The sequence below is a fragment of the Mesorhizobium sp. WSM4807 genome, assembly GCF_055811615.1.
Genome location: NZ_JBVVQY010000033.1, coordinates 18,114 through 34,015, shown reverse-complemented (window position 1 = coordinate 34,015; position 15,902 = coordinate 18,114). Strand labels below are relative to the sequence as shown.

General features: G+C 59.4%; 12 protein-coding genes. 3 read left to right on the top strand and 9 right to left on the bottom strand.

What is annotated here, in order from left to right; all coding sequences use genetic code 11:
- Positions 1 to 31: 31 nt before the first annotated feature.
- The 5 genes from AC0L3N_RS28910 to AC0L3N_RS28890 form a co-directional block, all read right to left on the bottom strand.
- Complete coding sequence (locus AC0L3N_RS28910; RefSeq protein WP_473550930.1) at positions 32 to 2,023, bottom strand: glycoside hydrolase family 127 protein; 1,992 nt, start codon at positions 2,021 to 2,023, stop codon at positions 32 to 34.
- A gap of 21 nt (positions 2,024 to 2,044) precedes the next feature.
- Positions 2,045 to 2,902, bottom strand: coding sequence for a carbohydrate ABC transporter permease (locus AC0L3N_RS28905; protein WP_023802294.1), 858 nt, complete (start codon positions 2,900 to 2,902; stop codon positions 2,045 to 2,047).
- On the bottom strand, positions 2,902 to 3,828 hold the full coding sequence (locus AC0L3N_RS28900; protein ID WP_473550928.1) for a carbohydrate ABC transporter permease: 927 nt from the start codon (positions 3,826 to 3,828) through the stop codon (positions 2,902 to 2,904). Before AC0L3N_RS28900 ends, AC0L3N_RS28905 begins: the two co-directional genes overlap by 1 nt.
- Before the next feature lie 384 nt (positions 3,829 to 4,212).
- Positions 4,213 to 5,469, bottom strand: coding sequence for an ABC transporter substrate-binding protein (locus AC0L3N_RS28895; RefSeq protein ID WP_473550927.1), 1,257 nt, complete (start codon positions 5,467 to 5,469; stop codon positions 4,213 to 4,215).
- A 124-nt stretch (positions 5,470 to 5,593) separates the two neighbouring features.
- A complete protein-coding gene (locus AC0L3N_RS28890; RefSeq protein ID WP_473550926.1) occupies positions 5,594 to 6,646 on the bottom strand; it encodes a LacI family DNA-binding transcriptional regulator in 1,053 nt (350 codons plus the stop codon).
- A gap of 444 nt (positions 6,647 to 7,090) precedes the next feature.
- Here AC0L3N_RS28890 and AC0L3N_RS28885 point away from each other — a divergent pair, with 444 nt between their 5' ends.
- From AC0L3N_RS28885 to AC0L3N_RS28875, 3 genes are all read left to right on the top strand, one after another.
- Entirely contained in the window at positions 7,091 to 8,269 is a 1,179-nt protein-coding gene (locus AC0L3N_RS28885) for an AAA family ATPase (protein ID WP_473550924.1), read from the top strand.
- Positions 8,270 to 9,570: 1,301 nt separating this feature from the next.
- Positions 9,571 to 11,679 (top strand): hypothetical protein, encoded by a 2,109-nt coding sequence (locus tag AC0L3N_RS28880; RefSeq protein WP_473550922.1) that lies wholly within the window; start codon positions 9,571 to 9,573, stop codon positions 11,677 to 11,679.
- 345 nt (positions 11,680 to 12,024) lie between these two features.
- On the top strand, positions 12,025 to 12,471 hold the full coding sequence (locus AC0L3N_RS28875) for a dihydrofolate reductase family protein (protein ID WP_473550921.1): 447 nt from the start codon (positions 12,025 to 12,027) through the stop codon (positions 12,469 to 12,471).
- Here the strand turns inward: AC0L3N_RS28875 and AC0L3N_RS28870 are convergent.
- The 4 genes from AC0L3N_RS28870 to AC0L3N_RS28855 are packed head-to-tail and all read right to left on the bottom strand — an operon-like array spanning position 12,443 to position 15,768.
- Positions 12,443 to 13,156: an ABC transporter ATP-binding protein gene (locus AC0L3N_RS28870; protein ID WP_473550919.1), complete on the bottom strand. Its 714-nt coding sequence runs from the start codon at positions 13,154 to 13,156 to the stop codon at positions 12,443 to 12,445. The two genes, AC0L3N_RS28875 and AC0L3N_RS28870, sit on opposite strands and share 29 nt — an antisense overlap.
- Positions 13,153 to 13,893, bottom strand: coding sequence for an ABC transporter ATP-binding protein (locus tag AC0L3N_RS28865; protein WP_473550965.1), 741 nt, complete (start codon positions 13,891 to 13,893; stop codon positions 13,153 to 13,155). Before AC0L3N_RS28865 ends, AC0L3N_RS28870 begins: the two co-directional genes overlap by 4 nt.
- A gap of 2 nt (positions 13,894 to 13,895) precedes the next feature.
- Positions 13,896 to 14,882, bottom strand: coding sequence for a branched-chain amino acid ABC transporter permease (locus AC0L3N_RS28860; protein WP_473550917.1), 987 nt, complete (start codon positions 14,880 to 14,882; stop codon positions 13,896 to 13,898).
- A 13-nt stretch (positions 14,883 to 14,895) separates the two neighbouring features.
- Positions 14,896 to 15,768 (bottom strand): branched-chain amino acid ABC transporter permease, encoded by an 873-nt coding sequence (locus AC0L3N_RS28855; RefSeq protein WP_473489868.1) that lies wholly within the window; start codon positions 15,766 to 15,768, stop codon positions 14,896 to 14,898.
- Positions 15,769 to 15,902 lie beyond the last annotated feature (134 nt).

Below are 15,902 nucleotides of genomic sequence, written 5' to 3'. Positions count from 1 at the left end.
TTTCGTCGGCGGCATCATCTTCGTCCCCGGATCACGAGTCTCTCAGCCAGACCAGCATCTCGCCGGGATCGCGGTTGTCCCAGGCGAAATAGGGAACGGCGGAGACTTTTGCTTCCTCAACCGCCGGCGGTTCGGTGCGGTAGAGGCCGTTGTCCCAGCTCTCAAACGCCTCTTTCCTGGCCAGAGCCGAAAGCGTCACGACGCCGCCCAATAGGTTCGGCTGCTTATGCGCCTCGATGTTTGCCGTGCGTGGCAAGGCGATGCGGTGCAGCTGGCCGGCATTGTCGGTCTCCTCGACGCAATAGATCAGCGGGCCGCGGGCAAGCGCGACGCGGCCGATGTCCTGCCGCACCTCCGGATTGGCATAGAGCCGGTCGACGGCCATTTCCAGGTCGAGCTCGACCTGGTCGCCCTTGTGCCATTCGCGCCGGATCGCGGCATAGCCGTCGCTGGTGACATCATCCAGATCGACCGCCTCCCCGTTCACCTTGAGCGCCGCCTTGCGGCACCAGGCCGGCAGGCGCAGGTGCAAGGTGAATGTCGTCGGCGCCTCGGGTTCGACGCCGATCGAGACTGTCCCGTCCCATGGATAGTTGCTGGCCTGGGTCAGCTCTATTTGCGTCCCTGCGATATCGAAACGAGCCGTGCTGTTTCCATAGAGATGGACCGCCAATGCATCGTCCGACAGGCCGTAGAAATAACTGCCGATCGAAGCGACCATGCGGCCGATATTGGGCGGGCAGCACGGGCAGCGATGCCATTTCCAGCGGTTGTGCTTCCCCCGGCTTTCCAGCGGATTTTCATAGAAGAACAGCGAGCCGTCGAGCGACAGGCCGGAGATCGAGCCGTTGTAGAGCGCTCGCTCCATCATGTCGGCATAGCGCGCATTGGGGCCCATGCCGAGCATGCGGCTCGCCCAGAACACCAGTCCGACCGAAGCGCAGGTCTCGGCATAGGCGGTTTCATTGGGCAGATCGTAGTCGGCGGTAAAACCCTCATTGTGCGACGACGGTCCAATGCCGCCGGTGATGTAGAGGTTCTTGGTGGTGAGATCGTCCCACAGCCGGTCGAGCGCCACCCGCAGCGAGTCGTCGCCATATTCGGTCGCGATATCGGCCATGCCCGAATAGAGATACATCGCCCTGACCGCATGGCCGACGACCTTGTCCTGTTCGCGCACCGGCTTGTGCGACTGGCTGTATTCGTAGGTCTTGAAATGATAGGCCTTCGGGTCGGCACCGCGGGCACGCGCCTCCTCGTCGAAATAATGCGGTTGCTGTCCGCGCTGGTCGATGAAGTATTTTGCCAGGTCCATGTATTTCTGCTCGCCGGTCACGCGCGCGAGCTTGACCAGCGCCAGCTCGATCTCCTCATGGCCGCAATAGCCCTTCCTCTTGCCGGGCTCGGGACCGAACGTCTCGGCGATATGGTCGGCATAGCGGCACATGATGTCGAGCAGCTTGCGTTTTCCCGTCGCCTGGAAGTAGGCGACCGCGCCTTCGATCAGATGGCCGGCGCAATAGAGCTCGTGGCAATCGCGCAGATTGGTCCAGCGCAAGCCAGGCTGGATGCGCTGGTACCAGCTCGACAGATAACCGTCGGGCTGCTGCAGTCTGCCGTACATGTCGACGACGGCGTCGATCTTCTTCTCCAGTTCGTCGTTGCGGCGACGGTAGAGCGAGTAGGCGGCGGTCTCGATCGTCTTGCCCCAGTCGCTGTCCCAGAACATCTGGGTCGTCACCGTCGATCCGGTGAACTCGTTGCCGGCGGTGGCGGCCTCGTCCGGCGAGGGTGAGTGGAACGGAATGACGACGCCGGGCGATGGCCGGTCCGGATCGATCTGCTCCAGCATGCGCGCCTCGACGCAGCGGTCATACAGGATGCCGGCGGTCCTGGTGGCGACGGCATCGACGCGGTCGCCCCAGAAGCCGCGCACATCGACCTGCGGCACCGGCAGCGGACGGAAGGCGAGTTTCGGCTTGCCTGGCGTGGTGCCCTGAAGGGCCGATTGCGATGCGGTCATGAATTTACTCCGTTCGATTGGTCACTTCACGGCCCCTGCCATGAGGCCGCGGATGTAGAAGCGCTGCAGCAGCAGGAAGAGCACCAGGCATGGCACCATCATCACGGTAACGCCCGCCTGCACCGCGCCCCAGTCGATGGCGCCGAAGCGGCCGGACTGAAGCGCCGTCATCATGATCGGCAGCGTGAATTTGGACTGGTCCGTCATCAGCACCAGCGCCGCCAAAAACTCGTTCCAGGCGCCGAGGAACGCGAACAGCGCGATGGTGACGATGCCCGGCCAGACCAGCGGCAGCATCACCCTCAAGAGCATGGTGACATTGTTGGCGCCGTCCATACGGGCGGCTTCTTCGATCTCGCGCGGAACCGCGTCGAAGGCGTTGCGCATCATGAAGATCGAGAACGGCAGCTGCAGCGTGACATAGACGCAGACCAGCCCGGTCAGCGTGTTGTGCAGACCGATTTTGGTCAGCACCAGGAAGATCGGCGTCAGGATCGACTGGAACGGGATCATGATCGTCGACAGGATGAGGACGAAGAGCAGGTTCTTCAGCGGAAAACGGAAGCGCGAGAAACCGTAGCCGGCCAGCACGCTGACGATCACCGACAGCACCACCGTCATCACTGAGACATAGATGCTGTTTTGCGCCGGCAGCCACAGGCCGTCGCCGAAGGTGTTGAGCGTGGCATAGTTCTCGACCGAAAAACCCGTCGTCGGCCAGGGCGGCAGCGGCGGCTGGCGCGACTCCTGCGCCGGCTTGAACGCCGAAAGCACGGTCCAGACGATCGGCGCCAGGAACAGCAACGAAGCGATGATGCCCGTCGCGTGCTCGGCAATCTGCATGCCGATGCGTCTTTTGCGGCTGCGTGCCTGCGCCATCATTCAATTCCCTCGGGTTGGCGCAGCAGCCGCAGCTGGATGAGGCTGAGCGCGACCAGGATGACCAGCAGGAACATCGACAGTGCGGCGCCGTAGCCGAGCTTGAACGACACGAACGACTGGTTGAAAATCCAGTAGACGGCGGTCAGCGTCTGATTGCGCGGCCCGCCGCGCAGGATGATGTAGAACTGGTCGAAGGCGAGCACCGAGCCGGCAACCGACAGGATCAGCGCCAGCGCCAGGGTGCGGCGCATCAGCGGCAGGGTGATGGCGCGAAACCGCGCCAGCGGCCCTGCCCCGTCGATCATTGCCGCCTCCTGCAGATCCGGCGGGATCGATTGCAGGCCGGTCATCAGGATGATCATGGTGAAGCCCGCCACCTTCCAGACGACCATGGCGATGATCGACCAGAACGCCGGCTGGAACGTCGCCAGCAGATTGACCTTCCTTTCGGTCAGGCCGAGTTCGAAGGCGGCCGGGCTGAACAGGCCGGAATCGACATTGAGCAGCCACGACCACAGCAGGCTGGTCGAGGCGAACCCGATGACGGCCGGCATGAAGAAGGACGTCCGGTAGAACCCGGTCAGCGGCCGCGGCCTTTCGATGAACAGCGCCAGCGGAAAGGCGACGGCGAAGATCGCGATGGTGACGATCACCGTGTAGTAGCCGGTGAAACGCAGTGCGTTCCAGAACCTGGTATCGCGCAGGATCGCCCAGTAATTGTCGAGGCCAATGAAGGAGTGCGCGCCCATCAGCGGCCAGTTGTGCAGCGACATCCACGCCGTCATGCAAAGCGGGATGATGAAGAAGACGACGACAAGGGCGACGGCCGGCGCGACATAGAGCAGGCCGATCCACTGCCGACGGCCGGCGCCGACCAGTTTGCGGCGGCGGGCGGGTGCGGAGGTTGCTGCGATGGAGGTCATGCCTGGCCGCTCACTGGGTTCAGGGCAACCGCAACGGCAAAAGACCCCCTCACCCGGATTGCCAACCGAATTGCAAAGGGCAATTCGGGGCAATTCGACCTCTCCCCGAGTGGAGAGGAGGTCGCCAGCGTTGACGCCAGCCTCTTCTCCCCAGCGGGGAGAAGGTGGCCGCGAAGCGGCTGGATGAGGGGGTCTTTTCTCAATGCGATAGCCTTGCTGTTAGCGTGACGTCCCCCTCCCCCTCGAGGGGAGGGTCCGGCCAAAGGCCGGGGGTGGGGTCGCCTGTGCAGCGCGCCGACGCAAAAGAACGTCGAGCACTGCCGCAACGACCCCACCCGGACCTGCGGTCCGACCTCCCCTCAAGGGGGAGGTTAAAGCCGGCGCCTACTGCTGCGGCGCCGAATCTATAATCGACTGCATGGTTTCCTGCGCGTTGGCGATGGCGCCGTCGACGTCTTCGCCAAAGAGAACCTCGTTGACCATCTGGTTCCACGGACCGTTGGCGGAGTTGATCAGGTCGTTGAACACCACCGAATAGGGCGTGCGGCCTTTGGCCATGGCCTCGGCGGCGATCTTGTAGCGCGGGTCGAGGTCTTTCAGCGCCTCATTGGCGATGTCGCCGCGCACCGGAAGGCTGCCGTATTTCGCCAGGATGGTCTGGCCTTCGAGCGAGTAGGCGAAGTCGAGGAACTCCTTCACCACCGCGATCTTGGTGGTGCCCTTGGTGACGACGAAATTGTCGCCGCCGGCAAAGGACGACCAGCCGCCATCCTTGCCAGGCAGGAAGGTGACGCCGTAGTCGATGTCTGGGTATTGCGTGTTCAGCGCACCGATGGCGAAGGCTCCGGACGGCGAGATGCCGATATTGCCGGCGGCGAAGGCGGCAAAGAAGTTGGAGCCGGTGTCAGTCTGCGCGCCTGCCGGCACGAGGTCCTTCTTGACCATCGAGCGGTAGAGGTCGATCGCGCCGCGCAGCTGCGGGCTGTCGAGCGTCGCCTTCGAGCCGTCCTCGGTGAGGATGTCGCCGCCCGAGGCCCAGATCAGCGGCGTGAAGGTGAAGATGTTGCAGCCGCCGCAATTGCCAGAGAAATAGAAGCCCTTGGTGTCGCCGCCAAGCGCGTCGACCTTCTCGGCATAGGCTTCGATCTCGGCCCAGTTGGTCGGGCCTTTTTCAGGGTCGAGGCCGGCCTGCTTGAACAGCTTCTTGTTCCAGATCAGCACCGAACTATCGGCGGAGAACGGCAGCCCGTAGATACGGTCCTTGTAGGTGCCGGTTTTGACGTGCGCCGGTGACAGGCTGTTGAAATAAGGCAGCGATTTTGCCCAGTCGGTGATGTCTTCCAGCTGGCCGGCGGCAGCGAAGGACGGCGTGTAGATCAGGTCGAGCGAGAGCGCGTCGGGTGCTGTGCCGCCGGCGGCAGCGGCGCCATATTTCGGGATGATTTCGGCATTGGGGATGATGTCCAGCTTGACCTGGTTCTCATGTCCCTTGTTGAAGGCATCGACGATGCGCGGCATGAAGTTCGAGCCGTCGGCGCGAACCCAGATGTTGGCGGTCTCGGCGGCGGCCGCCGGCCCGAGTGTTGCCAGTGTGGAAAAGATGCTCGCGGCAAAGGCGAGCCCGGTAATCATAGTTCTCATGGTTCTCCTCCTCATGTTTTTCTCCTCATTCGGCCGCGCTGCCCTGCAGGCGCGCGCGACCTTTCGCTTTGATGCATGTCGTTATCCCAAAACCGCTGCGCACTTTTGGGCGACATGCATAGTCTCAGCCGCCCGGCGGACGACCGCATGACTGACGCACCACCAGCCGGCACGGCAGTTTTCTGATGCCCGGCTCGGCGGGTTCGCCGCCGACGAGCGAAAGCAAGGTAAGACCGGCCTCGCGCCCGAGTGCCGCCAGGTTCATGTCGACGGAGGTCAGCGGCGGGCGGGTCGCCTCGGCCACGATCTGCCAATTGTCGAAACCGATGACGCCGACATCGTCCGGCACGCCAAGCCCGCGCTCGCGCAGCGCATCGATGACGCCGCGCGCGATCTGGTCGTTGCCGCAAAAGACGGCATCGGGTTTTTCGTCCCCACTCTTCGACAGCTTGCCGTCGAAGAGCTTCTTCACCGCCTCGTGACCCCACGCTTCCGACCACGATCCGAGCAATGGTTCCATGACCGGCAGGCCTTTCTCGGTCAGCACGTCACGATAGGCCTGGGCCCGCGCGTGCACCACGGCAAAACTCGCCGGTCCGGTGACATGGGCGATGCGCCGCCGCCCCAGCCGCCAAAAGTGCTCGACCGCTAGGCGCGCGCCGCCGGCGTCGTCCGACACGAAGGCGATGGCGCCGAGATCGGGCTGGGTGAAGGCATAGATCACGGGAACGCCGAGATTGGACAGATCGACCGGCAGATGGCGGTCGATGCGCTTGCCGGTGGCGATGATGCCGTCCACGCGCTTGTCGAGCATGGCGTCGACATGCAGCTGGCCAAGGCGCTGGTCGTCCTCGACATTGCAGAGAAACACCGAGACGCCCTTGTCGACCAGCGCATCCGAGATGCCCGACATGACCGGCAGAGAAAAGCGCCCATAAGTGTCGTTGGTCAACAGCCCGACGGTGAAGGAGCGCCGCCGCAACAGGCTCTGCGCCAGGCTGTTCGGCCGAAAGCCCAGCCGCTGCGCCGTCTCGCGAATGCGCTCGCGCGTCTCGGCAGTCATCCGCCCCTGCCCGTTCAGCGCTTTCGAGGCCGTGGCGACACTGACGCCGGCAAGCGCGGCCACCTCACGCAGGGTGACTGGCTTGGTGAAGACTGGCTGCGCGTCGGAAGCCATGATTCGGGTGCGGTCCTTCAGTTTGGGAAAAGCTTTTCTCTTAGGGAGCGGTAGCGTGTCGATCTGGTGGTCGACGGCGGGTGGAAAGCTTGGGAAAAGGTTTTCTCAAGGGAAGATTAGGACGAAGATGCGGGATATGCAAGCGGGTTTGGTAGTTGGATGGGCGCGATGCCCGTGATCGGCGTGTTTCGCCGTTCCAGCGTCAGGGTCGAGCAGGTCTCGCGTATGTGCTGAGGTGGCCGGGTTTTGCAGGACCGACGATTCGGCGGATCGCAAAGCGGTCATTCGGCCGGGAGAAGATAAACAGGCTATTCACATTTAGACTTGCAGCCCGTTCCGCTGCATGGACATTTCTCGATAAGGATGACTACCATTCCAGGGATGTCTCTGATTCTATGTTTTACATAACATTTACAGTACAGACGCCCTTGTGGTTGCAGACATATGATACCCGGCGGCATCGCTGATAAGCTCGGAAATCGATACGAAGCAAAGTGGCTCTTTTTCACTCTGCTGGATGTGCTTGCCGGCAATGCCGAATGGCTTCAGTTCGAGAGCGTAGAAACTCAATTCCAGGGTTTTGAGTTCAGCATACAACGAAACAATTTGATTGAATGGCATCAGACGAAGGTGTCATCCCCAGGAGGAAATTGGACAATCGGTGCGCTTGCTCGCGAAGGCGTACTGAGCGCCTTTGCGACCCGTTTTTCGAAGGACCCCGAGGCTCACTGCCATTTTGTTTCTCAAGACAATGCCAGTCAATTTCATAGGCTTGCGGAAAAGGCTCGCATTGCAATCAGCCCGGCGCAGTTCATAGATATTCTCTCAGAAGAACAAAACGACGCTTTTCAACAGATTTTGGCAAGGTGGGCAATATCTCCAGAGATAGCACATAACTGGCTACAAAGAAGCCACATCGCAACAATTTCAGAATCGGCCCTGGAATGGATGATCCAGTCGTTTGGCGACTTGTATTTTTTGAATGGTGGCGCTGGAGTTTATGCAAACTTACGAGACATTGCCGAGGAGAATTTTAATACGCCACTTACAAGCGCGTCTCTGCGCTCATCAATAAAGGCAAAAAGGGCGCTGACGATCAAGGATTGGGCGCTTGACCCAACGATCGGAGACAGACTTAGAGAAAAAACAGAAGAATACTTAGGCACTTATATTCCTTTCGGCGCAGGCGGCGAAACGATCCATCGACGCGAGACTCAGCTGTTGATGAACGAAATCCTCAATCATGACGGCGCAGAGTTGATATTGCTGACAGGGGTGGCGGGTTCAGGAAAGTCCGGAATCGTCCGCTCAGCGATATCGGAGTTAAGGTCGCGCCATGTTCCGCATTTGGCATTTCGAGTGGATCAATGCCTTAACTGCGGCACTAGGAAAGAGCTCGGTAAACACCTCCTTGGTCGTGAGGAAGGTCCGACAAGCACATTGAAGGGCACCTTTCCGCTCACAGAATCCGTTCTGGTAATTGATCAAGTCGATGCAGTCAGCGAAGTCTCTGGTCGAGACGGAGCGGTCAGGGAAGTTATATTTCAGCTGATTAACGACGCTCACAATTTTCAGGGCATCAAAGTTGTAGTGGTCTGTAGAACTTTCGACCTTGAAAAGTGATCAACGACTGAAGCGCCTTAAGGAAATAAAACGAGCCAAGCAGATTGATGTTCCACTGCTCGATTGGAGCATTGATGTGAAGCCTATATTAGCTAGAAAGAGCGTTCCAGTTGATCGTCTGACCGATCATCAACGTCGACTTTTGGTGCTTCCAATCAATCTTGCGATCTTCCTGGAGATCGATGAGAGCGCGTTGGTTTTCCAGTCACGATCGAGCTTGCATGAAAAACTGATAGAAAAGAAACAACGGGTCATTTCCAGAACGTTGAACCCTTCATGGACGGTCGTTCAAGCTCTGGCAGCAATGTGCGAATGGATGAGCAAGCGTCAGCAGCTCGACGCGCCGATCTCGGTCTTTGACCCATTCCCCGGAGCAGCGGACACTCTAAGCTCAGAAGGACTCATTGTCCTATCGCGCAATCGAGTAAACTTCTTCCACGAGAGCTTTTTCGATCATGTCTTTGCGAGGTCGTTTATTTTACAAGATCAACGATTGACTTCTTTACTTCTTGAAACTGAGCAACATCTATTCAGACGAACCCAAGTGCGACAAATTCTTGATTCACTGCGGCAGAACGATTTCTTGCGATATACGGACGAATTGTCATCTCTGTTGGCCAGTAAGAAAATACGCTTTCACATAAAGTTCGCGATTTGCCAGTGGCTGGCAACTATAGAAGACCCTAGAGATAGTGAATTCGAGATTGTTGAAAAGCTGGACGATTCCGCTGGACGGTACAGCCAGCTTTTTCGTCGTGCCATTTTGTCAAACTACGGCTGGTTCGACTTCCTGTATCACAAGAAGTGGATACAGTCGCAACTCGATCGTGGATCAGAGAAACATACCGATTCTCTTCTCTGGTGGTTGTCCGCCATCGCTGGAGAAAGGCCTCGTGAAACCGCAGAGTTGCTCCGCAAATGGTGGGCTGGCGATCCGGCGAAAGCGGAGCAACTGGTCAGTTGGTTCGGATTTGTAAGACGAAAGCACGAAGACGATGATCTACTAAAGCTATGTTGCGACGTCATCGAATCTCAGCCCCTTGAACTGTTCAAGGACCGCGGGAGCGATCGCATCATGATGATGCTGCACACCTGGGGAGAAAAATCACCCGAGAAATGCGGACACGTCCTCAAGGCCATTTTCGATGCCTGGTACGCCCTGCATCCTGGCCACAACCCATTTGATCGCGACGGCGAAAAAGTGATCGATGGACATTCGCTAGACGAATTGTTGAAAAAAGCTCCGAAAGCGCTCGTGCTCGGCGTGACAGACGCTTTGGTTCGCGCTGTGGACCAGGTAATTGCGCGAGGTCGCGAAGGGCCGAACTGGTACTTCTTTAATCACAGAAGCTATTCAGGTCACCGTTTCGGCTTTGATCAATTCCTCGGTACATACATTGCAGCCCTCAAAAAAAGTCGCTGAAAAGGAGCCGGTCAGCGCAGGTGAATTTCTCGCCAAGTTGGATCCAACTATGCATGAGTGCTTCATGCATATTCATTTGGAAACTATTCAGGCGAATCCTCGCGCCATGGCAGGGCGCCTTCAAGCCCTTGCAGTCGGCGACCTTGCATTTGAATCCGGCTGGGAGGGAGCGGATTGGATGTCATTCGCGGCTGCCTGTCGTGAATGTTTTCCTTACCTCTCCACCGATCAAAAATCCTTGATTGAAGGTCGCATCTTCCGGCAGAACGAGGAAATCGAGTATGCCTCGCTTCTGTTGCGGCGTATCAAGGAGGATGGCCAGGTTGGTCCTTTCTGGACAAAAAAAAGCGAAGTACGTGCACTCGGCCGTTCTGGCCACAAACAGTGGTGCATTTTGGAGACGATCGGCGAGGATCGCCTCAGCAAAACCGCAAGGTCCCATCTCTTCCAACTTAGAAGGAAATTTCTCGGATGGAAAATTGAAAACCCAACCGAGATCGAAGCCCACTGGGTGGGTTCTCCGATCAAGCGACAACAATGCGAGCGTATGTCCGACCAGCATTGGCTTTCGGCGATTGAACGCTATGACAATGATGAAGATAGGCGACGGGGGCCAGGATTTATCGACGGTGGAGCCAGGCAACTAGCGGGTGAGCTTCAGGAGGCAACCAAGAAGGATCCTCAGCGATTTTCGGCGCTGCTGCGGCGAATTCCAGCCGCAGCTCACACAACCTATATTGAGCACATACTGTGGGGATTGGCCGAGGCCGAGGATGCCTTAGCCGAAACCGTCATCAGCGCCATTCGACATTCTCATCAGTTCGTGAACAGGCCATTTGGGAAGGAGATTGCTCGGCTTGTTGAACGGCACCCGCATCTTGCCTCCACGCCTGACATTGCAGATGCATTGATTTGGTATGCTGTGTACGGCGAGGCAAACGAGAATGAAGAAGCCGATGAAAGCAGCACCAGCCGCGAGACATTGACGATCGAGCATTTGATCCAGCGAGGGGGCGGCCTTCATATTCGGGGAGTTAATGGCGTCCGGGGATGGTCTTGGGAAGCACTGGGATCAGTTTTGTGGAGATTACCGGAGGCGGAAGCTTCCATCTGGGCGGCACTGAGTCTCGCGGTTGAACGAGAGAAGTTGATCAGCGTGCGATGCTGCATGATGAAACCACTTACGCCGCTCTTCAATAGAGACAAAAAGCGGTTCGAAATTTTACTCAGACAACTCCTCGGGATGGCGCCAGGCTCGCCAGTCGAGTCCCATTCCAACAGGCTTTCTCCGTTGGTCAGCCACACAGGGGTCCATCTGTTTCCATACATTCTGCATTGGTTGCCCGGGTTCGGAAGAGAGCTCATTGACCAGCTTCTTTGCAGCGGCGATCGAACCAAAGAGTTGATAGCTGCGTGGTTTGTTTTCGGTGAAAGCTTCCGTCATTCGGAACTTGTTGATGAAGCAGATCGGCTAAGCAACTTGAGCATCGACCATCGACAGCTTTTGGCAGATGTTGCTGGCGATGCTCTGACATGGGCTGAGAATTCGAATCGCGCAGAAGACTTATTAAAAGTCTTTTTTTTCGACGACGATAAAGATGTTCGGAACCAAGCAGCGAATGCATTCAGGCAAGTCAAACCGAATGAGGTTGAACGTTATCATAGCCTGACTCTGGAGTTCCTGAGATCCCCGGCCTTCGCAGATAGCGGCTTTGCTGTATTACATATGCTAGCGGGTGCAACATGTGACGTTCTTGATCTGGTCGTCGAGGCTGCTGAACGTGCGACGACTGACCTGACTGATAATGATCGAAATGGTAGGCGTGGCACTGACCTACACCAACTACAGGACATGTTGAAACGAGAATATGTTTCGTCCGAGAGGAGTCCCGACGCTAGGAGGAAGATACTCGACACAATTGATCTTATGCTATCTCGCGAAATCCATGGTGCTGAGAACATCATCTCGGCACATGATCGATGGTAGACCGAGACTACAGTATAAAAAACTAAATTGGATATGACGCGTGGCCCGTCACGGCAATTCAAAAAATTGGCCCGGCCCGACCCTCACACAATATTCTGAATCCGCCCCAGGAAACTGGTAGGGAAAGCCCCTAACAAGCGACCGCGCTCTTTTTCACGGAGCCTGTCGCAAAAGGCCCTCGCGACCCGTCCTCCGACAGAAGGAGAACCCCATGCGAAAACTTATCGTCACCGAATTCATCAGCGTCGATGGCATCGCCGAGGTCGAGAAGCTGCCCGGCGTGACCTGGAACGATGAAATGCAAAGGTTCAAGGAGGACGAGCTTGCCGACAGCGGCGCCATGCGTTGGGGCGCACGACCTATGAGATCTTTGCCGGCTCCTGGCCTGAGGAAACCGGAGACTTCGCCGACCGGTTCAACGCGCTGCCGAAATATGTCGCCTCGTCGAGCTTGAAGGTGCTCGACTGGAAACCGGCCGAGCTGCTGAAGGGCGCCTTGCCGGAAGCGGTCAGGGAACTGACGCAAGGCAGCGGCGGCAACATCTATGTGCATGGCAGCCTGAGCATTGCCCAGCAGCTGCTGCGCCACGGCCTGGTCGACCGCATCAGGCTCCTCAGCTATCCCGGCGCCGTCGGCTCTGGCCTGCCGGCCATCTCCCCCTCAAGGGGGGAGATTGGCAGCTTCGGCCTCGGCGCTTCAAGCTCGCCCGTTTCGGCCATCAGCGCTTCGTCCCAACCTTACTGCGCCGGCGCGGACGGCCGCATCAGGCGCCGCCCATATAGATGTCCATGATCTGTCGGTCGTTGCGGACATCTCCGGGCGTGCCTTCGAAGCGCTTTTCTCCGGCGGCCAGGATATAGAGCCGGTCGGCGATCGGCATGGCCTCGCGAATGTTCTGCTCGACCATGAGAATGCCGATGCCGCGCGCGGTCAGCACCTTGATGCGCTCCAGCGTCTCGCTCACCATGGCCGGCGAAAGGCCGGCGGACGGTTCGTCGAGCAGGATGAAACGCGGTTCCGACACCAGCGCGCGCGCCAGCGCCAGCATCGCCTGTTCGCCGCCCGAAAGGGCTCCGGCCGTGGTCTTGCGCCGCCGCGCCAGCGATGGATATTGGTCGACCAGAACCTCGATGCGCCTGTCCACCAGCTTCCGGTCGGCAATGGCGTAGCCGCCCATGCGCAGATTTTCCATCACCGTCAGCCGTGGAAACACGCCGCCGCCCTGCGGCATCAGCACAAGGCCCTGGCGCACGACTTCATGGACCGGCAAATTGCTGATCGTTTCGCCGCCGAGCCCGATTGTACCGCCCCATACCGGCAGCGCGCCGGCGATCGCTTTCAGCAAGGTCGACTTGCCGCAGCCATTGGGGCCGAAGATGCAAGTGATCTTGCCGGCTTCCGCGACAAGGGAGACGCCATGGACGATCTCCTGCTTGCCGTAGCCCGCAACGACGCTGTCTGCGACCAACGTGCTCATTGCGGACGCCCTAGATAGGTCTGCATGACTTCGGAATTTTGCACGATGTCCTCGAACGCGCCGCTGGTCACCACCCGCCCCGAATCCATGACGATGATGCGGTCGCAGACATTGCGCACCATTTCCATGTCATGCTCGATGACGAAGAAGCTGGTTCCCTGCTCGCGCAGCCTGGCGATCGCTTCCAAGATGATCTTGCGGATGTTGGGGTGGACGCCGGCCGTCACCTCGTCGAGCAGGATGAGGGACGCCTGGCGCATGATCACGCGGCCGAATTCGAGCAGTTTCTGCTGGCCGCCGGACAAGTCGGACGCGCGGTTGTTGGCGACCGGTTCGAGATGCAGCAGCGACAGCGTCTCGTCCGCCCGCTGGTGCGCGCCATGCCAATGACCCTCGGCAGCAGCGGCCAGAAGGTTCCCACTGACTGTCATGTTCTCGAACAACGCCGGGATCTGAAAGGTGCGCGCGAGGCCGAGGCGGGCTATCGTATAGGCCTTTTTGCCGCCGATCTCATGGCCGTCGAACAGGATCTGCCCGCGATCGGGCGTCTCCATGCCGGCCACGAGGTTGAACAGGGTCGATTTGCCCGAGCCGTTGGGGCCGATGAGGCCGGCGATCTCGCCGCGTCCGACCTCCAGGTCGACGCCGGCGGCTGCCTGGATGCCGCCGAAATGCTTGTGCACGTCGCGAACGAAGAGGATGGGCTGGTCGCCTGGCGCGGGCGCTTGCGCCGTCATGCTCACGAGCGTCCTCCCTGGCGGGAGCCGAGCAGGCGTCCGAGCACCGTGTCGAGCACGCTGCCTGATTTCCCGCTTCGCCGCGCAAACAGGCCGGCGATGCCGTTGGGCAGGAACAGCACCACCAGGATGATGGCGGCGCCGAGAATGGCGATATAGAAGGCGGTATCGCCATAGTACATCCAAATAAGCCGGTTGACGAAGAACAGCGCGACGCCGCCGATGGCCGGCCCCCACAGGCTGCCGAGCCCGCCGAGCAGGACCATGACGACCATCTGGTCGGTGATGTCGCCGCCGAACACGCTCTTTGGATTGATGAAGGTCACCCAGTAGGCGAAAATACTGCCGAACACGGAGGCGACGACGGCGCTGAGCATGAAGGTCTGCAACTTGACCAGCGAGGTGTTGATGCCCATGGCTTCGGCCGCCGGTTCGTGGTCCCGTAAGGCCTTGACCTTCAAGCCGAAGCGGGAGCGCTCGAACAGCAACCAGGTGAGGAAATAGGTCAGGACGGCGGCCGCGAACATGGCGAAATAGAAGAAGCGCTCGTTGAGGAAGGGAGGCAGGCCGATACCGCCGGTTCCGCCGGTGAAGTCGACGACGGTGGCGAACTGCATGAGCACTTCGGCGAAGGCCCAGGTGGCGATGGCGAAATAAGCGCCGCGCAGCCGCAATGTCGGCGCGCCGATGACGACCGCAAACAGGGCTGTGACGATCATGCCGATGGGAATGGTGGCGAGGAACGGCACAGCGAAATCCGCGCCCATCAGGAGGGCGGTGGCGTAGGCGCCGATGCCGAAGAAGGCCGAATGGCCGAAATTGATGTAGCCGGCATAGCCGCCTAGCATGTTCCAGGAACAGGCGAGCCCCGCCCACATCAGCGCGCCGGTGGCGATGCGCAGCCAGTAATTGTTGACCAGCACCGGCAGCAACGCCAGCACGACGAGGATGACGACGAGGAGAAGCAGGCCGGCCCAACGATTTTTCATGGTCTGGGCCATCTCACAGTCCGCGCCGCAGGATGCCGCGCGGGGAAACCAACAGGACAAGGAAGAGCGTTGCGAAGATCGCGAGATGCGAGTAGCTGGCTCCGCCATACGTCGCGACAAAGGCTTCGATGACGCCCAGAAGCAGGGCAGCCACAAGCGCGCCGCCCAGCGAGCCCAGCCCTGCCAGCACGGCGACGAAGAAGGCGAACAGCGTATAGCGCAGGCCGATCTCCGGATTGACCGAATAGATGCCTCCCATCAGAACGCCCGACATCGCCGTGATCCCCGCGTAGAGCCCGTAAACATTGGCGCTGAGACGCCGGATGTTGACCCCCATCAAGGCCGCGTTCTGGCGGTTTTCGGCCGTCGCTCGGATCGCCAGCCCGTAGCGCGTGCGAAAGAGAAAGAAAAACAGCCCGCCGGCGATGAGTACCGCAAACGCCGCCGCCGCCACCCGGATCAGGGGCACAGTGACCGGGCCGATCATGATGCTGTGACCGCTGAGCGCCGTCGGCACGCTATGCGTATTGAAACCCCAGACGGTCAGCATTCCGCCGCGCAGCAAGGTGAAGATGCCGAAGGTCAGCGCGAGCGCCATCAGTTCGGGTCGCGCCGTGCGGCTGTTTCGAACATTGTAGATCATCGGCCCCATGAGATAGCCGATCGCGCCGAACAGGACGAAGGCCATCGGCATGGCGAGGAACCCGTCTATGCCGAGAAGGGCCGCCATGTAGTAGGCGAAGTAGCCGCCGAGCACGACCCACGCGCCGACCGCAAAGTCGATGACATGGAGCACGCCGAAGGTCAGTTGGAAGGCGATCGAAAACGTGGCGATGACACCGCCTATCAGCAGGCCGTTGAGCAGGGTTTGAAGAAAAAGATCCAATGGCAAACCTGTCCGTCAGTCCAAGAAATCCGCAACATGCTTTTGGCGCGAGTGCGAATTGACGCCCGCAGTATAAAGCCCAACCTACAGCCCGGCCTTTGGAAGAGCCGGCCGCCATCATGCTGCCGCTGCCG